The organism is Streptomyces sp. NPDC092370, from assembly GCF_044755265.1.
Lineage (GTDB): Bacteria > Actinomycetota > Actinomycetes > Streptomycetales > Streptomycetaceae > Streptomyces.
Genome location: NZ_JBIVQO010000017.1, coordinates 29,326 through 47,876, shown reverse-complemented (window position 1 = coordinate 47,876; position 18,551 = coordinate 29,326). Strand labels below are relative to the sequence as shown.

Here is an 18,551-nt window from a genome sequence, read left to right as displayed (position 1 = left end):
CGCCCCCGGTCACGCTTCTGTCACAAGATCACGACAGGCGTTTCGGGCACAGCCCGTCACACGGACGAGCGGTTCCGTACGCCTTCCGCAGGCATTCGATCGTCATTTCCGCGTGTCACATGAGCTCATGGAAAAACCCTGCGGAAAGTGCCGGGAGAAGTGCCTTGGAACTCCTTCCCTTTCCGCTTCCGTACCCGCCCGGCGGAGCCGGCGCGCTTCGGGAAATGCATGGCTTCGGCGCGAAGAGGCCGGTACGCCCCCTGTCGGAGCGCGCGGTGACGCGAGCATCATGGCGTGAGCTCGCGGGTTCGTGAGGCGCGGGCTGCGGCGGGCCCGGTACGCGATGAGCGAAGGGGCGAGCGAGCGATGGGGACGCAGACCGTACAGGCGGTGGCACCGCCCGCGCCGCGCACGCGGCACGGCCGGGTGGTGGTCGACTGGCTGACGACGACGGACCACAAGAAGATCGGCCATCTCTACCTGATCACGGCGTTCCTGTTCTTCCTGGCCGGTGGGGTGATGGCGCTGCTGATGCGCGCCGAGCTGGCCCGTCCCGGCCTTCAGATCATCGACAACGAGCAGTTCAACCAGGCGTTCACGATGCACGGCACGATCATGCTGCTGCTGTTCGCCACCCCGACCTTCGCGGGCTTCGCGAACGAGCTGATGCCGTTGCAGATCGGCGCGCCCGACGTCGCCTTCCCGCGGCTGAACATGTTCTCGTACTGGCTGTTCCTGTTCGGCGGGCTGATCGTGCTCGGCTCGCTGCTGGTCCCCTCCGGGCCGGCGGACTTCGGCTGGACCGCCTATGCCCCGCTCAACAGCGCGGAGCGCACGCCGGGCGTCGGGGCCGACCTGTGGATCATGGGGCTGGCGCTGTCGGGCTTCGGCACGATCCTCGGCGCGGTCAACTTCATCACCACGATCATCGGGATGCGCGCCCCGGGCATGACGATGTTCCGGATGCCGATCTTCGTGTGGAACACCCTGTTCACGTCCATCCTGATCCTGATGGCGTTCCCGGTGCTGGCGGCGGCGCTGCTGGTGCTGGAGGCCGACCGGCGGTTCGGCTCGCAGGTGTTCGACGCGGCCAACGGCGGGGCGATCCTGTGGCAGCACCTGTTCTGGTTCTTCGGCCACCCCGAGGTCTACATCATCGCGCTGCCGTTCTTCGGCATCATCACGGAGATCATCCCGGTCTTCAGCCGCAAGCCGTTGTTCGGCTACCTGACGCTGGTCGGGGCGACGATGGCGATCACCGGCCTGTCGATGATCGTGTGGGCGCACCACATGTTCGCCACCGGCGCGGTGCTGCTGCCGTTCTTCTCCTTCATGAGCTTCCTGATCGCGGTTCCGACGGGCGTGAAGATCTTCAACTGGGCCGGCACCATGCTGAAGGGCTCGCTGTCGTTCGAGACGCCGATGCTGTGGGCGGCGGGCTTCCTGGTGACGTTCCTGTTCGGCGGGCTGACCGGGGTGATCCTGGCGTCGCCGCCGCTGGACTTCCATGTGACGGACACGTACTTCGTGGTCGCGCACTTCCACTACGTCGTCTTCGGCACGGTCGTCTTCGCGATCTTCGCGGGCTTCTACTTCTGGTGGCCCAAGTTCACCGGGAAGATGCTCGACGAACGGCTCGGCAAGATCCAGTTCTGGACGCTGTTCGTCGGCTTCCACACCACGTTCCTGGTGCAGCACTGGCTGGGCGCCGAGGGCATGCCCCGCCGGTACGCCGACTACCTCGCCGCGGACGGCTTCACCGCGCTCAACACGGTGTCGACGATCGGCGCCTTCCTGCTCGGCATGTCGACGCTGCCGTTCCTCTACAACGTGTGGAAGACCGCGAAGTACGGCGAGAAGGTCGCGGTCGACGACCCCTGGGGCTTCGGCCGTTCCCTGGAGTGGGCGACCTCCTGCCCGCCGCCGCGGCACAACTTCACGACGCTGCCCCGGATCCGCTCCGAGTCGCCGGCGTTCGACCTGCACCATCCGCAGTACGCGGCGGTGACTGCGCAGCCCGAGCCAGAGCGCCATCAAGCCGGTCCCGGGTCCTCCTGATCGCCTCGACCAGCCCGTCCGGCTCCAGCACCTCGAACTCGAAGCCCAGCATCACCACGTGGATGACCATCACGTCGAGGCTGCCGGCACCGCAGCGCAGCAGGCAGGTGTCCTCGGTCTCGGCCTCCAGCACCCCGGCGGAGGGCGAGATGCGCTGGAGCGCCTCCTCCAGGGGCGCCAGCAGCCGCACGACGGCGTGGGTGGCGTACGCGCGCGTGGAGACGCCCTGGGAGACATAGGCGGCCAGGTCCTCGGCGGGCGGGTCGCGCGGTACGAAGCGCGGGCCGTGCGGGGGCTTGGGCGTGACGCGGTCCACGCGGAACGTGCGCCAGTCGTCCCGGTCGAGGTCCCAGGCGACGAGGTACCAGCGGCGCTCGGTGCACACCAGGCGGTGCGGTTCGACACTGCGGCGCGTGGCGGTGCCGTCGTGGCCGCGGTACTCGAAGCGCAGTCGCTCGGCGTCCCGGCACAGGTGGGCGAGTTCGGTGAGCACGGCCGGGTCGACCGAGGAGGGCAGCGTGCTGCGCAGCATCGGCACGGTGACGGCGTTCAGGGCGCTCACCCGGTGGCGCAGCCGGTGCGGCAGCACCTGCTCCAGTTTGGCGAGGGCCCGGACCGAGGTCTCGCCGATGCCGTCGATGCCCTGGCCGGCGGCCGTGCGCAGTCCGACCGCCACGGCGACGGCCTCTTCGTCGTCCAGGAGCAGGGGCGGCAGTTCGGCGCCCGCGCCCAGCTGGTACCCGCCGCCGGTGCCGGGGCTGGCGTTGACCGGGTAGCCGAGTTCGCGCAGCCGGTCCACGTCCCGGCGCAGGGTGCGGGCGCTGATGCCGAGCCGGCCGGCCAGTTCGGGGCCGGACCACTCGCGATGGGCCTGGAGCAGGGACAGCAGACGCAGCAGACGGGCCGAGGTCTCCAACATGGGGCGAGTCTGTCAGGCCTTGCGGACAGTCGCTGTCCTCAAGGCCGGTAGGCCAGTTGCGGGACGGTGAAGCAGGTGCGGTTCATGTCCCCCTGGCCGACCCAGCCCTTCCCGTCCTGCCAGCGGGCCACCGACAGGCAGGACCTGCTGCTCCTGGGCGGTTCGGCCAGCCGTTCGAAGCGGACGGGGAGCAGCAGCCCCTCGGCGGTGTAGCCCTGGTCGCGGTTCATGAAGTCGTCGACGCACGCGCGCGTGATGCCCGTCCGCGCGCAGGACCTCGCCGCGTCGGTGAACCAGCGCGCGGCCGCCCACCCCTCGAGCTGCCACTGGGAGTGCGTCTTCAGGTCCTTGGTCGCCTCGCGGAACTCCCGTACGGCCGGGTGGCCGGTGTCCTCGAAGTTGCGGCTGGCGCCGGTCGCCCAGAGGGCGTTGCGGCAGCGCGGGGCGTCCTTGTAGTCGTCGGCGACGGTGGACGTCCAGTTCTGCACGTTGGTCACCTTGGCGGTGACGGCGGCGCCGGCCTCGTCCATGGCCCGGCAGAGCCGGGCGTTGCCGTGCCCGTCGAGGGCGTCGAACACCAGGTCGGCTCCCTGCTCCTTCAGGTCGGCGGCGACGGCACGGAAGTTGGGCAGGGCGAAGTCGACCTGCTCGGTGACGACCTGGTAGCCCTCGGCGCGCAGGCCCCGCTCGACGAGCCGGGCGTAGGCGGCCGAGGCGGACTGGTTGTAGGAGACGACGGCGGCGGTGCGGGCGCCGTGCTCGCGTTTGAAGTAGCGGTAGACCTCGGTGCCGCCGTACAGCGTGCCGTTCCAGCCGGGGGTGCCGTCGCGGGGGGCGAGGCTGCCGTAGATGCCGTAGAGGTGGGGGTAGGTGTCATAGGCGCTGCCGAGGGGCTGGCCGCCGATGTCCGGCACGCGCGCGCGGGAGACACGGGAGGCACCCGCGTAGTCGAGGGCGGTGGTGGCGACCAGGGCGACGACCTCGTCCTCCTCGACGAGCCGGTGCACGCACTCGTTGTTGCCGACGCCGCTGCCGCCGTCGTCGCACCGGCGCACCTCGACCCGGCGTCCGTCGATGCCTCCGAGCGCGTTGAGCCGGTCGAAGAAGGCCCGGGCGCCGTCGCGCGGGCCGGTGAAGGCGCCGCCACCGACCGGGCTGGTGGCGCTGGTGATGATCCCGACCCGCAGGGGCGCGGCATCGCGGGGCGCGGGGGTGCGGCCGTCGTGCTCGAAGTCGCTCTCCGGGAGCCGGCTGCCGCAGGCCGCGTTCAGGGCGAGCAGCAGCGCCGCGGCCAGGGCCTCAGCAGCCCGGGACCGGTGACGCATTGCCGCTCAGTTGCACCAGCGCGCACAGCGTCTTCGCGGACACCTTCCAGGTGCCGTCCTGCTCGACGGCGCTTCCGGAGGCGTCGGGCAGGGCGGTGGCGCCCCGCAGGGTCAGCGTGTACGTCACGTCCGCCTCGGTGGCCGAGGTGAACTCGACCTTGGTGACCTTCGCCTGGACCTGCCCGCCGCGCTCGTCACCGCTGAAGGCCCGCAGGACCGGGCCCATCCGGTCGCCGTTCTGCAGGACGGCCTGCTTCTCCTCGGTCGAGGTCTTCGGGTCGAAGAACCTCTGCCAGTTCTGTTTGATCTCCGCCTCCGCGGCGGCCCGGTCCGCGGGCGCGGTGGCCGGGGCGCTCGTGGTGCGCTCGGCGGTCGGTGCGGGAGGCGTGGACGCGCTGCCGCCGCCGCTGTCGTCGCTGCAGGCCGCCAGGGCCGGGGCGAGGGCCAGGACCAGGGCGGCGGCGATCACCGTGCCCCGTCCCGCGGCGTGTGGACCCCCCGTCGCGTTCCCCCTCTTGAGGTCGCTGCCGAGAACCATCTGGCTCACCACCGGGTGTCGGTCCGGGCCATGTGCGCCCGGTGCTTTCAGGGTCAGCTTCCACAAGGCATAGTGCAAGCGATCGGCGGACTTGAACAGGCAGCCAGGCGCGTGCACAGCGAATCCGACGTGTGGGAGCCAGCGATGCGGACCAGTCGACTGCGGAGCGCGCATCCCGTCCTGTGGGCCGGCTGGGCCGCGCTGGCCGCCGGCGCGGTGCTGTGCGTCGTCGGCTGGTACGGCGTCTCCGGCGAGCGTTACGCCGAACGGCAGCTGCCCTACCTGGCGTCCTGCACGATTCCCGGCGCCGCGCTGCTCGTCGCCGGGGCGGTGCTGCTGGCCCATGGACGGGGTGCGATCGCCGCCGCGCGCGTGGAGGAGCTGTACGGCCTGCTGGTGGCGGCCGGGCCGGACGAGAGGGAGGAGACCGGCCGGGCCGTGCTCGCGCCGCTCGCGGTCAGCGGCGATCTGCTGATGACACCGGGCGGCACGCTGTGGCACCGCGCGGACTGCCCGCTGGTGGCGGGGAAGGCGGAGGCGGTCCCGGTGGACTCCACGCGGGTGGCGAGCGGTGAGCTGGGCCCCTGCCCGATCTGCGAGCCGGCCGAAGAAACCGACTGATGTCGTCGCTGACGTACGACCTCACCCTCGCGGGGCTCTCCGTCGGCAGCGCGGCGGCGCTGACCGGGATCGGCCTGATCGTGACCTACCGCGCGACGGGCGTGCTCAACTTCGCGCACGGCGCGATCGCCATGGTGTGCGCGTACGCGCTGCGGCAGTGCGTGGTCGAGTGGGGCTGGCCCTTGTGGCTCGGGGCGGCCGTGACGCTGCTGGTACTGGCTCCCGGGCTGGGGGTGGTCCTGGAGCGGTACGTCTTCCGGCCTCTGGCGGTCCTGGGCGGGGATCCGGCGCAGACGCTGGTGGCATCCATCGGGGTGTTCGTGCTGCTGGTGGGCGGGGCGGCGCTGGTGTGGGGGCAGGGGGCGCGCGACGACGTCCCGGTGCTGGTGCCGGACGAGCCGTGGGGGCAGCTGGCGGTGGTGCTGGTGCTGGCCGCCGGAGTCACGGCGGTGGTCCGCCGGACGCGGTTCGGGCGGGAGTTGCGGGCCGTCGTCGACGACCGGCGACTCGCCGTGCTGGGCGGTGTCGACGCGGACCGGGTCGCGGCGACGGGCTGGGCGTTCGGCGCGCTCACGGCGGGCCTGACGGGCGTGCTGCTGGCGCCGTACGTGCGGCTCGACCCGTACGGTCTCCCGCTGCTCGTGATGGAGGTCGTGGCGGTCGCGGTGGCCGCGCGGATGCGGTACCTGCCGGTGGCGGTGGTGGCGGCGCTGGGCATCGGGGTGGCGCAGAGCCAGCTGACGCGGCTGCACCCGTCGGGCTGGGCCGAGCCCCTGGTCCGGGCGGCGGGCACGAACCTGTTCGTCGTCGCGCTGCTGGTCGCGGCGCTGGTGCTGCCGGGCGTCGGGGAGCGGGACGCGCTGCCGCGCACGGCATCGGCGCGGGTGCCGACGCCGCCGGGCGCCCGGATCGTGGTCCTCGTGCTGTTCCTGCTGCCGCTGGGCTTCGCCGGCCGGGACCTGCACACCTCCGTCCAGGTGCCTGCGCTGGCCGTGATCTTGCTGTCTTTGGTGGTGGTCACCGGCCGCGGCGGTCAGATCTCGCTGGGGCAGGCGGCGTATGCGGGGCTGGGCGCCCTGTTCACGGCGCTGCTGGCGGCGGGCCGCTTCCCGGGACTGCCCGCCCTGCCGGAACTGGCGGCACTCGCGGTGTCGGTGGTTGTGGTGGCGCCGCTCGGCCTGCTGACGGGCTGGCCGGCGATCCGCCGCCGGGGCCTGGCGCTGGCGCTGGCGACGTTCGCCGTGGGCGTGGGGGTGAGCCGCTTCGTCTTCGCCCAGCCGTACGCCACCTCGGGCCTGTCCCTGGACCGTCCGGCGGGCTTCGACGGGGACCGGGCGTACTACGTCCTGGAGCTCCTCTTGCTGGGGGTCGCGCTGCTGGCGACGCACGCCCTGCGCCGGGGACGGACGGGCCGGGCCCTCGCCGCCCTGCGGGACCACGAGGCGGGCGCGCAGGCGGCGGGCGTCCGGGTGCCGTCCCTGAAGCTGCTGGCCTTCGTCGCGGGTGCCGCGCTGGCGGCACTGGGCGGCGGCATGCTCGGCATGGGCCTGCGCGCCTTCGACGCCGCCGCCTACGATCCCGTGCGCGGCCTGCTGTGGTTCGCCGCGGTGGTCGTGCTGGGCGCCGACAGCACCCTCGGCGCCCTCGCCGCCGCGGCCCTCCTGGTCGGGCTGGACGCGGGTACCCGCGGCGGCGTCGCGGCGGCCCTGATCGGCGTCCTTGCGATCCTGGTGGGCCGCTTGCCGGGCGGACCGTACGCGGCTCTGCGCACCGCGGCGGAACGCCTGCGGCCGCGCCGCACACTGGCCCTGACGCCGGTGGGGGCCCGGGCCCGCGGATTGCTGCGCCCCGCGGAGCCGCGGGCGGACCGGACGGCACCCGTACCGGTGGGGGCGACCGGCGTGGCGCGGGGCACCGGGCGGGCCTTCGGTGTGAGCGGCACGCGGTACCGAACGGCCGCACCCGAGGCCGCCGCCGAACCCGGTGCGGCGGGCACTCGACCCTCCGCCGCCAAGGCCGCGCCCGTCCTGACCGCCCGCCACCTCCACGCCCACTACGGCGGCTTCACCGCCCTCGACGGGGTCGACCTGGACCTCTCCCCCGGCCGGATCACCGCGGTCGTCGGACCCAATGGAGCAGGGAAGAGCACCCTGTTCCACTGTCTGGCCGGGACACTGCGGCCTTCGCGCGGCACGGTGCGTCTTTGCGGGCGGGACATCACCACGCTCCCCTCCCACGCCCGCACCCGGCTCGGTGTCGCGCGGACCTTCCAGCAGCTGGCCGTTTTCCCCTCGCTGACCGTCGCCGAGAACGTCCGGGTGGGCGCCGAGCAGGGCCGGCTGACCGACCCGGGGGCCGTGGAGCGCACCCTCAGGCTGCTCGGACTCGACGGGCCGGTGCGCGCACGGCCCGCCGCCGGGCTGCCCACCGGGACGCTGCGCCGCGTCGAACTGGCCCGGGTCCTCGCGGGCAGCCCCCGCGTCCTGCTCCTGGACGAACCCGCCGCCGGTCTCGACACCGCCGAGGTGACCGCCCTGGCCCGGGTCCTGAAGGCCCTGGCAGGCGACGGCACGGCCCTCCTGGTCGTGGAGCACAACCTGGATCTGGTGGCGGGTCTCGCCGATGTCGTGCAGGTGATGGCCGCGGGCCGGATCGTCGCCTCCGGCCCGCCGGGCCAGGTCCTCGACGCCCTGGGAACGGGGGCCGGCCGATGACGATCGTCTCCCTGCGCGAGGCCCGGGTGCGCTACGGCCCCCTGGAGGCGCTGCACGGCGTCACCCTGGCGGCTCCCGGCCCGGGCCTCACCGTGCTGCTGGGCCGCAACGGCTCCGGCCGCTCGACCGCCTTGCGTGCCCTGGCCGGAACCGTTCCCCTGTCGGGCGGCGCGGTCGTGTGGGACGGCACGGACGTGACCCGCCTGCCGGCGTACCGACGAGCCCGGCGAGGGCTGTGCCTGGTGCCGGAGCGGCGGGCCGTGTTCGGGTCGCTCACCGTGCGCGAGAACCTCGAACTCGCCGCGCGCGACCACGCCACGGCGCTCGACGCCTACCCGCAGCTGCGGCCCCTGCTGGAGCGGCGGGCGGGCACTCTCTCCGGCGGGGAGCAGCGCATGCTCGCCCTCTCCCGGGTGTTGCTGACCCGCGCGCGCGTGGTGCTCGTCGACGAGCCCGCCCAGGGCATGTCGCCCTCGATCGCGGCCCGGACGTACGAGCTGCTGGGCGCGCTGGACGCGTGTGTGGTGGTCGCCGAGCAGCGACTGCCGCCCGCTTGGCGGGACCGTCCCGCGATCGTCTACGAACTGCGCCGCGGGATCGTCGTGTTCGCCGGGGAGGCGGGCGAGTTCACGGGGTGATCCAGGACGGTGGACCCCCGTCCGGTCGGCCGACCGGACGGGGTGCGTGTCCCGGCGGGGGGGGGCAGCGGCGGCTCAGATCTCCAGACGCAGGCCGGGCACGATCACGTCGGGATCCTCGCCGATGGCGGCCCTGTTGGCGGCGTAGAGGCGCTGCCAGGTGGTGCCGTACCGGGCGGCGACGTCGCTCAGCGTGTCGCCCCGGCGAACGGTGTAGCCGCCGCGGGACGCGCCGCGGTCCGCGTGCTCCGTGGAACGCGCCGGCGCCTTCGACGGCTTCGCCGGGGCCGGCGTGGCGGAGGTGACCGGGTCGGCGGCGGGTGCGCCGCCGCTCGCCCCGGCGCGTGCCGAGCAGGTCGGCCAGGCGCCCCAGCCCTGGGCACGCTGGACCTTGGTGGCGACGGCGATCTGCTGGGACCTGCTCGCCCGGTCGGCGGTGGGCGCGTAGGCCGTGCCGCCGTAGGCGTTCCAGGTGGAGGCGGCGAACTGGAGTCCGCCGTAGTAGCCGTTGCCGGTGTTGATGTGCCAGTCGCCGCCGCTCTCGCACTGGGCGATGCGGTCCCACACTCCGCTGTCGGCCGCCGCGGCGTTTCCGGTCGCGGCGAGCAGTCCGAGGGGCGCGAGCAGTGCCGCCCCGGCGAGGACCGCCGTCGTACGCACCCGGGTCTTCCGGGCGTCGAAGCGAGTGGTATCGGCGCATTCGGACATGTAGGTCCCTCTCGAAACACCCGGGGGTCCCCCAGGCGGAACGCCACTCCCGCGCCATGGGGCGCGTGGGTCGCGCTCGCCCCGTCCACCGGTGCGGTGCGGTGCCCGGTTCCTGGGAACCGGGCGGCCGGCGGACGTCACCCGAGCGGTGCTCGTTGCACACGGCGGAGGAATCTAAGGAGCCGACGGCCCGGCATCAAGCAGTCGCCTGTCGGAGCAGGCCAGTTCACCGATACCTTGGGTAACGGCGATTTCCGGACACCCACTTCATTCGCGGATTTCCGGATTTGTCAACCAACCGCCCCCTCGCCCTGTGACCCACTTCACTCTCCCAACTCCCTTCGGGCGGCGGGGAGTTGACGATGAGTGCGCGATTCCGCGCCGAGCGTGACCCTGCGCGCTGGATGGTTCGATTCCGTTCACCCCGGGGCGTGACTCCCGCCACAGATCGCCCGTTGTCTTCTTCATGAGCCGGGACCTACCCGGACCGCGGGCCGGGAGCCACCCGGCTTTGCCACGCACCGCATCCCGAGGGAGCCACCCGTGCCGCGCATGCTCGACGTCAGCGACGAGGTACGCGCCGAGATCGGCGACGAAGAAGCCGACCGCCTGCTCGCCGGAGAGACCGCCCCGGGCAGTTACGACTGCACGTCCTGCCGCACTCCGGGCGACTCCGAACAGGAACGCACCAGCACCGTGCTGTTCATCGGGGACGAGACCGCCGTCCTCGCCTTCGCCCACGCGGGCTGTCTGCCCTCGCAGGTCGTGCAGGTCACCGAGGAGCAGCTGCGGGGCGCTGTGAAGTCCATCGCCGGCGACACCGTCGGCCCGGAGCCCGACAAGGTGGTGCCCGAGCAGGCCGTGCTCGGCGTGACCAGCGGGCTCGTCCTGATCGCCGGCGAGCTGCACCCGGCCCTGGTGGTGGAGCCGACCGGACCCATCGCCCGGCCCGGCACGACCGGCGCCGGCGACGACTTCCTGCCGCTGCTCATCGAACAGGGCTTCATGCCGCTGACCGAGCTGTCGGCCGTACCGCCGGTGCTGCACGGCTGGTCGGTGCTGCTCGCCGTGGGCCAGCTGCACGCGGTGCTCCAGCCGGGCGGCAACGGCGGCCGGCCGGTGGCCTGGTGGCAGGCGCACCAGCCGCTCCAGGTGACCGAGGGCTGGCGCGCGGCCGCCAACAAGCACCAGCAGGTGCTGATGTTCGCCGCGCCCGCCGGCTCGATCGGCCGCCAGCCGCGCGAGGACCTGCTGCGGGACGCGCTGGACAAGGCGGCGGCGAACGGAAATCTGGTCGCCTCGGCGCTGCCGCTGGCCGGCACCTGAGCCGCACGTCACCCGCGCGCGCCGTACACCTGCGAAAGCCGTACCCCGGCCGCATCCCTTGACCCGCGGGGTCGTTTGGACATACGTGCACGCATACGACGTTTCCCGCCGCCAGTCCTTCTCGCCGATCCCGTCCGCGCGGTCGGCTCAGGACTCCCAGGGCGGCCCATCGGCCACGCCGATCTACGACGCGCTCTACGCCGAGTACGTCAAGTCCTTCCGCGCACTTCCCGGCGACCGCAGTGGCGAGGAGAAGCTGGGTTTCACCGCCTTCGGGAACCCCCCGCACGGCTCGGGCTCGTACGGAGGGACGTACGGCAGCTCGTACAGTGCCTACAGCGCGGGTGCCCAGAGCGCCCGCCATGCCGCAGGGCAGCAGCCGCAGTGGCAGCGCGTCGGGACCATCGCGCACGGCACCGGCATGCACTACGTACCGGCCGCGCTGCCGCCGGGGCGGCGCGGCGACGTCTGAGCGAGCACCGGACACCGGAAAGGGCGGCCCCGTTCGGGGCCGCCCTTTCCGGTGTTTCGCGCTACTTCTTCTTGCCGCGCTTCTCGCGCACCCGCACGGAGATGTGGATCGGTGTCCCGTCGAAGCCGAACTCCTCGCGCAGGCGGCGCTCGATGAAGCGCCGGTAGCCCGCCTCGATGAAGCCGGAGGCGAACAGCACGAACCGCGGCGGCTTGGTGCCCGCCTGGGTGCCGAACAGGATGCGCGGCTGCTTGCCGCCCCGGACCGGGTGCGGGTGGGCGGCGACCAGCTCGCCGAGGAAGGCGTTCAGCCGGCCGGTCGGCACCCGGGTCTCCCAGCCCGCCAGGGCCGTCTCGATCGCCGGGACCAGCTTCTCCATGTGCCGCCCGGTGCGCGCCGAGACGTTCACCCGCGGCGCCCACGCCACCTGGCCCAGCTCGGTCTCGATCTCCCGCTCCAGGTAGTAGCGGCGCTCCTCGTCGAGGGTGTCCCACTTGTTGTACGCGAGGACGATCGCGCGCCCGGCCTCGACGGCCATGGTCACGATCCGCTGGTCCTGCACCGAGATGGACTCGGAGCCGTCGATCAGGATGACCGCGACCTCCGCCTTCTCGACGGCGGCGGCGGTGCGCAGGGAGGCGTAGTAGTCGGCGCCCTGCTGGAGGTGGACGCGCTTGCGGATGCCCGCCGTGTCGACGAACTTCCAGGTGACACCGCCGAGTTCGATGAGCTCGTCGACCGGGTCACGGGTGGTTCCCGCCAGCTCGTTGACGACGACGCGCTCCTCGCCCGCCACCTTGTTCAGCAGGGAGGACTTGCCGACGTTCGGACGGCCGATCAGGGCGATGCGGCGCGGTCCGCCGGTGCCGCCCGCGCCGAAGGTCTGGCGCGGCGCCTCGGGGAGCACCTCCAGGACCTGGTCGAGCATGTCGCCGGTGCCCCGGCCGTGCAGCGCGGAGACCGGGTGCGGCTCCCCCAGGCCCAGCGACCACAGGTAGGCCGCGTCGGCCTCGCCGCTCGGGCCGTCCACCTTGTTGGCGCACAGCACGACCGGCTTGCCGGCCTTGCGCAGCAACCGGACGACGGCCTCGTCGGTGTCGGTGGCGCCGACCTTGGCGTCGACGACGAAGACGACCGCGTCGGCGGCCTCGATGGCGTACTCGGCCTGGGCGGCCACGGAGGCGTCGATGCCGAGGACGTCCTGCTCCCAGCCGCCGGTGTCGACGACCTTGAAGCGGCGGCCGGCCCACTCGGCCTCGTAGGTCACCCGGTCGCGGGTGACTCCCGGCTTGTCCTCGACGACGGCCTCGCGGCGCCCGATGATGCGGTTCACCAGGGTCGACTTGCCGACATTGGGGCGGCCGACGACGGCGAGCACGGGCAGCGGGCCGTGGCCCGCCTCCTCGATGGCGCCCTCGACGTCCTCGAGGTCGAAGCCCTCCTCCGCGGCGAGCTCCATGAACTCCGCGAACTCGGCGTCGCCGAGCGCCCCGTGGTCGTGCTCGTACGCGCCCTCGGACGCGTCCGAGCCGTCGGGCTGGATGTGGTCGTTCATGAAGTCCGTACCTCGTCGTTCATCGTGGTGGTCGGTGGAGTACCCGCTGTGTTCGGGCTGATCCACTACTCAGTGTCGCTCAGTGCCTGGTGAGGCGCCTGGCGTTTTCCAGGTGGGCCGCGAGCTGCTTCTGGATGCGCCCGGTCGCCTCGTCCAGCGCCTTGCGCGTGCGGCGCCCGCTGCCGTCGCCCGCCTCGAAGGGCTCGCCGAAGACGACGTCGACGCGCGAGCGCAGCGGAGGCAGCCCCTTTATCAACCGTCCCCGCTTCCCGGAACTTCCCAGCACGGCCACCGGGACGATCGGGGCGCCGCTGCGCACGGCGAAGTAGGCGAGCCCGGCGCGCAGCGAGGCGAAGTCTCCCTCGCCCCGGGTGCCCTCCGGGAAGATGCCGAGCACGCCGCCGCCCGCCAGGACGCCCAGCGCCTGGGTGATCGCCGTGCGGTCGGTGGTGGTGCGGTCGACCTTCACCTGCCCGATACCGAGCAGAAAGGGGTCCAGCGGCCCGATGAACGCTTCCTTCTTGATCAGGAAGTGCGTCGGCCGGGGCGCCACGCCCATGACCATCGGGCCGTCGATGTTGTGGGAGTGATTGACCGCGAGGATCACCGGGCCGCCGGCCGGCACGCGCCAGGCGCCGAGCACGCGCGGCTTCCACAGCCCGTACATCAGGCCGACGCCGATGCGCCGCCCGACCTCGGCGCCCCGCGCCGATGGCAGTTCGGTCACTTTCCGGCCCGCTTCTCCTCGACGAGGGTGACGACGCACTCGATGACCTGGGCCAGTGTGAGCGCGGTGGTGTCCACCTCGACGGCGTCGTCCGCCTTGGCGAGCGGAGAGGTCTTGCGGCTGGAGTCGGCGGCGTCCCGCTTGATCAGGGCTTCTCGGGTGGAGTGGACGTCGGCCCCCTTCAGCTCGCCGCTGCGACGGGCGGCGCGGGCCTCGGGGGAGGCGGTGAGGAAGATCTTGAGGTCGGCGTCCGGCAGCACCGTGGTGCCGATGTCCCGGCCCTCGACGACGATGCCCTGCTCCGCGGAAGCGGCGATCGACCGTTGCAGCTCGGTGATCCGGGCGCGCACCTCGGGCACCGCGCTGACGGCGCTGACCTTGGAGGTGACCTCCTGGGTGCGGATCGGGCCGGCCACGTCGACGCCGTCGACGGTTATGGTCGGCCCCTCCGGGTCCGTTCCGGAGACGATCTCGGGCTTGCCCGCCGCGGCGGCGATGGACGCCGGGTCGTCGATGTCGATGCCGTTGTTCACCATCCACCAGGTGATCGCCCGGTACTGGGCGCCGGTGTCCAGGTAGCTCAGCCCGAGCTGCGCCGCCACGGCCTTCGAGGTGCTCGACTTGCCCGTGCCGGACGGGCCGTCGATGGCGACAATCACTGGCGTGGCGCTTTCCACAGTGGGGACCTTCCTGAACCGGGCTCGGCGGGGGTGAGGGCGCGAGTGCCCCGCACAAGGTTACTGGGTGCGGGTCACTCGTCCGGCCGCGCGTCCACGGCAGCGCCCCGCGGCTGAGAGCGGCACCTGCCGCACCCGCCCCGTGCGGCGCGGGCCGACCGACACCGCCGGGCCGCCCCCGCCCCGTGCGGCGCGGGCCGACCGACACCGCCGGGCCGCCCCCGCCCCGTGCGGCGCGGCCTGACGACGATGCGCAAGCCCGCCGGCCCGGCCCGTCCGGCGCCCGAGGGACGACGGCACCGGCCCCATCCTGCCCCCTCGCACGGCCGACGGCGGCGCTCAGCCACCTCCGGTCCCTCCGGCACTTGAGGACGAAGCCGTTCAGGCCCAAGCGGGGACCGGGGCGGCAGCCCCCGGATGCGGCGCACGAACCGGCCGACCTCTCCTACTGCCGGAGCGCCCAGCCCCGTTCCCGCAGCGCAGCGCTCAGCACCGGAGCCGCCTTCGGTTCCACCATCAACTGCACCAGACCCGCCTGCTGACCCGTCGCGTGCTCGATCCGTACGTCCTCGATGTTGACGCCGGCCATGCCCGCGTCGGCGAAGATCCGGGCGAGCTGTCCCGGCTGGTCGTCGATGAGCACGGCCACGACCTCGTAGGCCCGGGCCGCGGACCCGTGCTTGCCGGGGACGCGGACCTGCCCGGCGTTGCCGCGCCGCAGCACGTCCTCGATCCCGTCGGCGCCCTCGCGGCGCTTGTGCTCGTCGCGGGACTGCAGGGCGCGCAGGGCCCGCACGGTCTCCTCCAGGTCGGCGGCGACGTCCGTGAGCAGGTCGGCGACGGGCGCGGGGTTCGCGGAGAGGATGTCGATCCACATCCGGGGGTCGCTGGCGGCGATCCGCGTCACGTCCCGGATGCCCTGCCCGCACAGCCGTACGGCGGCCTCCTCGGCGTGCTCAAGCCGCGCGGCGACCAGGCTGGAGACCAGGTGGGGCATGTGGGAGACGAGGGCGACGGCACGGTCGTGGGCGTCGGCGTCCATCACCACCGGCACCGCACGGCAGTGCGACACCAGCTCCAGGGCGAGGTTCAGCACCTCGGTGTCGGTGTCCCGGGTCGGGGTCAGCACCCAGGGGCGGCCCTCGAAGAGGTCCCCGGTCGCGGCCAGCGGGCCTGACTTCTCCCGCCCCGACATGGGGTGGGAGCCGATGTACGCGGACAGGTCGAGGCCGCGCTCCTCCAGCTCGCGGCGCGGCCCGCCCTTGACGCTGGCGACGTCGAGGTAGCCGCGTCCCGTACCGCGGCGCATGACGTCGGTGAGCACGTCGGCCACGTGCGCGGGCGGGGCGGCGACGATCACGAGGTCGACGGGCCCGTCCGGCGCCCCGTCCGTCCCGGCTCCGAGCACGGCCGCCGTACGGGCCTGCTCCGGGTCCGGGTCGGCGAGGTGCACGGTGACGCCCCGCCGGGACAGGGCCAGGGCGGCGGACGTGCCGATCAGGCCGGTGCCGATGACGAGTGCGGTCCTCACTGGGCGATGTCCTTGCGCAGGGCGGCCGCCTCGCCGAGGTAGACGTGGGCGATGTCGGCCCGGGGCCGGTCGGACTCGATGTGCGCGAGGACACGGACGACGCGCGGCATGGCGCCCTCGACGTCCAGTTCCTGGGCGCAGATCAGCGGGACGTCGATGATGCCCAGCTTGCGGGCGGCGGCCGCCGGGAAGTCGCTGTGCAGGTCGGGCGTGGCCGTGAACCAGATGCTGATCAGGTCGTCGGCGGCGAGATCGTTGCGCTCGATGATCTCCGTGAGCAGGGCTCCGACCTGCTCGTCCATGTGCCCGGCCTCGTCCCGCTCGAGTTGGACGGCGCCCCGGACCGCTCGTACCGCCACGGCGATGCTCCTTGCTCACGTACGTGTCGCTCTGCCTCCGGCCAGCCTAGTCAGCCCGCGCGGCCCGGGTGCGCGGCGCCCGCCCGGTGAGACACCGGGTTCGGGACCTTCGGGTAGTTTCGGTGCAAAATGAACCAACGTCTGATTCATCCTCTCCTCGGCCCTTCCGGAGTGACGACATGAGCTACGAGTCCACGCGCCGCACGGTCCTCCTCGGCACGGGCGCGACAGGTGCGGCGGCGCTCGTCGCGGCCTGCGGCGGGGGCGGCGGCAACGGTTCCGTGTCCACGGACTCCCCCACCGGCGAGGGAGCGTCCAGCGGGCCCGCCGGCCGGGTCCTGGCCACCATCGACGAGATCCCGGTCGGCGGCGGCAGGATCTTCAAGGACGAGGAGATCGTGGTGACCCAGCCGGAGCAGGGCCGGTTCAAGGCCTTCTCGGCGATCTGCACCCACCAGCGCTGCGCGGTGGGGTCCGTCTCCGACGGCACGATCAACTGCCCCTGCCACGGCAGCAGGTTCGAGATCGCCGACGGCGCGGTGGCTCAAGGCCCGGCGACCCGGCCGCTGCCCGCTGAGCGGATCACCGTGGAGGGGAACTCGATCCGCCTGGCGTGAGGGCCCGCCCTCCGCCTCACGCGTCCCACAGCGCCCCGAGGGTGAGCAGGTCGCTCCGGTACTCGACGCGGTCGGCCCACTCGGTGGGCCAGGCGCCCGCGCCCAGGTAGGCGCCCGCGAAAGCGCCCGCCAGGCAGGCGATCGAGTCCGAGTCGCCGACGGTGCAGGCGGCCCGCCGCAGGACCGTCACCGGCTCGTCGACGAAGAGCAGGAAGCACAGCAGCCCGGTCGCCAGGGCTTCCTCGGCGACCCAGCCCTCGCCGGTGACCAGGCACGGGTCGGTCTCCGGCGAGACGGTGCGCACGGCGCGCTGGAGCCGGTCGAGGGCCTCCAGGCACTCCTCCCAGCCGCGCGCGATGAACCGCTCGGGGCTCGGGTCCTCGGTCCGGCGCCACAGGTCGCCGAGCCAGCGCTCGTGGTAGTGACTGCGGTTCTCCAGGGCGTACGAGCGGAGCAGGCCGACCAGCCCGGTCGGCTCGGCACCTTGTGCGAGCAGGCGTACGGCGTGTGCGGTGAGGTCGGAGGCCGCCAGGGCCGTGGGATGCCCGTGTGTCAGCGCCGCCTGCAACTGGGCGGCACCGGCCCGCTGTTCGTCACTGAGGCCGGGCACCAGCCCCAGGGGCGCGACGCGCATGTTGGCACCGCAGCCCTTGGAGTGGATCTGGCTGGCGTCCTGCCAGGGGCGGCTCTCGTCCTTCAGCAGCATGCAGGCCTTCAGACAGGTGCGGCCCGGAGCCCGGTTGTTCTCCGGCGACTGGTACCAGTCCACGAACTCCTCCCGCAGGGGCCGGGCCAGCCGCAGCGGCGTGAGCAGCCCCCGGTCCATCGCCGTCCGGACGGCGCGGCCCAGCGCCAGCGTCATCTGCGTGTCGTCCGAGACGAAGGCGCGCTTCGGCAGCTCCATCTCCCGCCACGGTCCGCGGGTCGCGAGGATCGAGGGTACGTCGTCGAACTCGGTCGGAAAGCCCAGCGCATCCCCGAGGGCGAGGCCCGTGAGCGTTCCGGTGGCGGCTTGCTTCTGGACGAGCGTGGTCATGCGGGGCGTCCTTCCCGGGCGGGCCGGAGGAGAGGCGGATGGAGGGCGGCGGCGGTGCCGGCGCGGTACAGCGCGGCGGGTTTGCCCCGGCCGCCGGTCAGTCGCGCCGCGCCCGGGACGGGTTCGACGAAGCCCGGCGTGGCGAGCACCTTGCGCCGGAAGTTGGGCCGGTCGAGTGCGGTGCCCCACACGGTCTCGTAGACCTGCTGGAGCTCGCCGAGGGTGAACTCGGGCGGGCAGAAGGCGGTGGCGAGGCAGGTGTACTCGAGCTTGGCGCCGACGCGGTCGTGGGCGTCGGCCAGGATGCGGTCGTGGTCGAAGGCGAGCGGCCCCGCCGTGTCGTACGGCAGCCAGTCGGCCCGGGTCGCGTCACTGCCGCCGTGCGCCTCGGGTGCGTCGGGCAGCAGTGCGGCGAAGGCCACCGACACCACCCGCATCCGGGGGTCGCGGCCGGGCTCGCTGTAGGTCCGCAGCTGCTCCAGATGCAGCCCGGAGACGTCGGACAGGCCGGTCTCCTCGGCGAGTTCACGCCGGGCGGCCGCCTCCGCGGACTCGTCCGGCTGCACGAACCCGCCGGGCAGGGCCCGGCACCCGGCGTACGGCTCCTGCCCGCGCTCGACGAGCAGCACGTGCAGCGCACCCTCCCGGAGGGTGAACACGGCCAGGTCGACGGTGACGGCGAAGGGTTCGTGGGCGTACTTGTCGTAGCCGTCCATGCACCAGCACCCCC

17 protein-coding genes and 1 pseudogene are annotated in these 18,551 nt (G+C 73.1%); 7 read left to right on the top strand and 11 right to left on the bottom strand.

Translation table 11 applies throughout. The features are described 5' to 3' along the window. Window positions 1-366: 366 nt before the first annotated feature. A pseudogene (ctaD, locus tag ACIQHQ_RS34600) lies at window positions 367-2,043 on the top strand (cytochrome c oxidase subunit I); the annotation flags it as partial. Here the strand turns inward: ctaD and ACIQHQ_RS34595 are convergent. The 3 genes from ACIQHQ_RS34595 to ACIQHQ_RS34585 are packed head-to-tail and all read right to left on the bottom strand — an operon-like array spanning window position 1,937 to window position 4,840. Then, window positions 1,937-2,977 carry a helix-turn-helix transcriptional regulator gene (locus ACIQHQ_RS34595; RefSeq protein ID WP_402619888.1) on the bottom strand — a complete coding sequence of 347 codons (1,041 nt, stop codon included), beginning with the start codon at window positions 2,975-2,977 and terminating at the stop codon, window positions 1,937-1,939. The pseudogene ctaD and the gene ACIQHQ_RS34595 overlap by 107 nt on opposite strands. Window positions 2,978-3,015: 38 nt before the next feature. Beyond that, complete coding sequence (locus tag ACIQHQ_RS34590) at window positions 3,016-4,302, bottom strand: ABC transporter substrate-binding protein (RefSeq protein WP_402619885.1); 1,287 nt, start codon at window positions 4,300-4,302, stop codon at window positions 3,016-3,018. Then, window positions 4,277-4,840 carry a hypothetical protein gene (locus tag ACIQHQ_RS34585; RefSeq protein WP_402619883.1) on the bottom strand — a complete coding sequence of 188 codons (564 nt, stop codon included), beginning with the start codon at window positions 4,838-4,840 and terminating at the stop codon, window positions 4,277-4,279. Before ACIQHQ_RS34585 ends, ACIQHQ_RS34590 begins: the two co-directional genes overlap by 26 nt. A gap of 144 nt (window positions 4,841-4,984) precedes the next feature. On the opposite strand from ACIQHQ_RS34585, the gene ACIQHQ_RS34580 reads away from it, so the two are divergent. From ACIQHQ_RS34580 to ACIQHQ_RS34570, 3 genes are read left to right on the top strand one after another with little or no spacing between them, the layout of a single operon-like run. Then, window positions 4,985-5,461 (top strand): hypothetical protein, encoded by a 477-nt coding sequence (locus ACIQHQ_RS34580; RefSeq protein WP_402619880.1) that lies wholly within the window; start codon window positions 4,985-4,987, stop codon window positions 5,459-5,461. Further along, window positions 5,461-8,175: a branched-chain amino acid ABC transporter permease/ATP-binding protein gene (locus ACIQHQ_RS34575; RefSeq protein WP_402619877.1), complete on the top strand. Its 2,715-nt coding sequence runs from the start codon at window positions 5,461-5,463 to the stop codon at window positions 8,173-8,175. Before ACIQHQ_RS34580 ends, ACIQHQ_RS34575 begins: the two co-directional genes overlap by 1 nt. Continuing rightward, entirely contained in the window at window positions 8,172-8,813 is a 642-nt protein-coding gene (locus tag ACIQHQ_RS34570; protein ID WP_402619874.1) for an ABC transporter ATP-binding protein, read from the top strand. Before ACIQHQ_RS34575 ends, ACIQHQ_RS34570 begins: the two co-directional genes overlap by 4 nt. A 75-nt stretch (window positions 8,814-8,888) precedes the next feature. On the opposite strand, the gene ACIQHQ_RS34565 is transcribed toward ACIQHQ_RS34570, so the two are convergent. After that, entirely contained in the window at window positions 8,889-9,521 is a 633-nt protein-coding gene (locus ACIQHQ_RS34565; RefSeq protein WP_402619872.1) for a transglycosylase family protein, read from the bottom strand. Between the two features lie 543 nt (window positions 9,522-10,064). Between ACIQHQ_RS34565 and ACIQHQ_RS34560 the strand changes: the two genes are divergently transcribed. Further along, a complete protein-coding gene (locus ACIQHQ_RS34560; protein ID WP_402619869.1) occupies window positions 10,065-10,847 on the top strand; it encodes a hypothetical protein in 783 nt (260 codons plus the stop codon). An 85-nt stretch (window positions 10,848-10,932) separates the two neighbouring features. Next, window positions 10,933-11,319, top strand: coding sequence for a hypothetical protein (locus tag ACIQHQ_RS34555; protein ID WP_402619866.1), 387 nt, complete (start codon window positions 10,933-10,935; stop codon window positions 11,317-11,319). 61 nt (window positions 11,320-11,380) lie between these two features. Here the strand turns inward: ACIQHQ_RS34555 and der are convergent, their stop codons facing one another. The 5 genes from der to aroH all read right to left on the bottom strand — a co-directional run bounded on the left by der (window position 11,381) and on the right by aroH (window position 16,168). After that, the gene (der, locus tag ACIQHQ_RS34550; protein ID WP_402619865.1) at window positions 11,381-12,874 is read right to left on the bottom strand and encodes a ribosome biogenesis GTPase Der; all 1,494 of its coding nucleotides are present in this window, start codon (window positions 12,872-12,874) and stop codon (window positions 11,381-11,383) included. A gap of 79 nt (window positions 12,875-12,953) precedes the next feature. After that, the gene (locus tag ACIQHQ_RS34545; RefSeq protein ID WP_390992019.1) at window positions 12,954-13,601 is read right to left on the bottom strand and encodes a 1-acyl-sn-glycerol-3-phosphate acyltransferase; all 648 of its coding nucleotides are present in this window, start codon (window positions 13,599-13,601) and stop codon (window positions 12,954-12,956) included. Next, window positions 13,598-14,260 carry a (d)CMP kinase gene (gene cmk / locus ACIQHQ_RS34540; protein ID WP_402619861.1) on the bottom strand — a complete coding sequence of 221 codons (663 nt, stop codon included), beginning with the start codon at window positions 14,258-14,260 and terminating at the stop codon, window positions 13,598-13,600. The genes ACIQHQ_RS34545 and cmk overlap by 4 nt, the downstream gene beginning before the upstream one ends. A gap of 463 nt (window positions 14,261-14,723) precedes the next feature. Beyond that, a complete protein-coding gene (locus tag ACIQHQ_RS34535; protein WP_402619858.1) occupies window positions 14,724-15,809 on the bottom strand; it encodes a prephenate dehydrogenase in 1,086 nt (361 codons plus the stop codon). Beyond that, the gene (gene aroH, locus ACIQHQ_RS34530; protein ID WP_402619856.1) at window positions 15,806-16,168 is read right to left on the bottom strand and encodes a chorismate mutase; all 363 of its coding nucleotides are present in this window, start codon (window positions 16,166-16,168) and stop codon (window positions 15,806-15,808) included. The genes ACIQHQ_RS34535 and aroH overlap by 4 nt, the downstream gene beginning before the upstream one ends. A 179-nt stretch (window positions 16,169-16,347) precedes the next feature. Here aroH and ACIQHQ_RS34525 point away from each other — a divergent pair, with 179 nt between their 5' ends. Then, complete coding sequence (locus ACIQHQ_RS34525; RefSeq protein WP_402619853.1) at window positions 16,348-16,785, top strand: Rieske (2Fe-2S) protein; 438 nt, start codon at window positions 16,348-16,350, stop codon at window positions 16,783-16,785. A gap of 16 nt (window positions 16,786-16,801) precedes the next feature. Here ACIQHQ_RS34525 and ACIQHQ_RS34520 read toward each other — a convergent pair whose 3' ends face one another. Next, window positions 16,802-17,821 carry an ADP-ribosylglycohydrolase family protein gene (locus ACIQHQ_RS34520; protein WP_402619850.1) on the bottom strand — a complete coding sequence of 340 codons (1,020 nt, stop codon included), beginning with the start codon at window positions 17,819-17,821 and terminating at the stop codon, window positions 16,802-16,804. Beyond that, window positions 17,818-18,537, bottom strand: coding sequence for an NUDIX hydrolase (locus ACIQHQ_RS34515; RefSeq protein ID WP_402619847.1), 720 nt, complete (start codon window positions 18,535-18,537; stop codon window positions 17,818-17,820). The genes ACIQHQ_RS34520 and ACIQHQ_RS34515 overlap by 4 nt, the downstream gene beginning before the upstream one ends. Window positions 18,538-18,551: the final 14 nt, after the last annotated feature.

What these genes read in the sequence shown, in the direction of transcription:
- ACIQHQ_RS34590 (WP_402619885.1), bottom strand. Translation starts at nt 4,302, where the DNA reads ATGCGTCACCGGTCCCGGGCTGCTGAGGCCCTGGCCGCGGCGCTGCTG.
- ACIQHQ_RS34520 (WP_402619850.1), bottom strand. Translation starts at nt 17,821, where the DNA reads ATGACCACGCTCGTCCAGAAGCAAGCCGCCACCGGAACGCTCACGGGC.
- der (WP_402619865.1), bottom strand. Translation starts at nt 12,874, where the DNA reads ATGAACGACCACATCCAGCCCGACGGCTCGGACGCGTCCGAGGGCGCG.
- ACIQHQ_RS34580 (WP_402619880.1), top strand. Translation starts at nt 4,985, where the DNA reads ATGCGGACCAGTCGACTGCGGAGCGCGCATCCCGTCCTGTGGGCCGGC.
- ACIQHQ_RS34575 (WP_402619877.1), top strand. Translation starts at nt 5,461, where the DNA reads ATGTCGTCGCTGACGTACGACCTCACCCTCGCGGGGCTCTCCGTCGGC.
- ACIQHQ_RS34585 (WP_402619883.1), bottom strand. Translation starts at nt 4,840, where the DNA reads ATGGTTCTCGGCAGCGACCTCAAGAGGGGGAACGCGACGGGGGGTCCA.
- ACIQHQ_RS34570 (WP_402619874.1), top strand. Translation starts at nt 8,172, where the DNA reads ATGACGATCGTCTCCCTGCGCGAGGCCCGGGTGCGCTACGGCCCCCTG.
- ACIQHQ_RS34595 (WP_402619888.1), bottom strand. Translation starts at nt 2,977, where the DNA reads ATGTTGGAGACCTCGGCCCGTCTGCTGCGTCTGCTGTCCCTGCTCCAG.
- ACIQHQ_RS34525 (WP_402619853.1), top strand. Translation starts at nt 16,348, where the DNA reads ATGAGCTACGAGTCCACGCGCCGCACGGTCCTCCTCGGCACGGGCGCG.
- ACIQHQ_RS34565 (WP_402619872.1), bottom strand. Translation starts at nt 9,521, where the DNA reads ATGTCCGAATGCGCCGATACCACTCGCTTCGACGCCCGGAAGACCCGG.
- ACIQHQ_RS34515 (WP_402619847.1), bottom strand. Translation starts at nt 18,537, where the DNA reads ATGGACGGCTACGACAAGTACGCCCACGAACCCTTCGCCGTCACCGTC.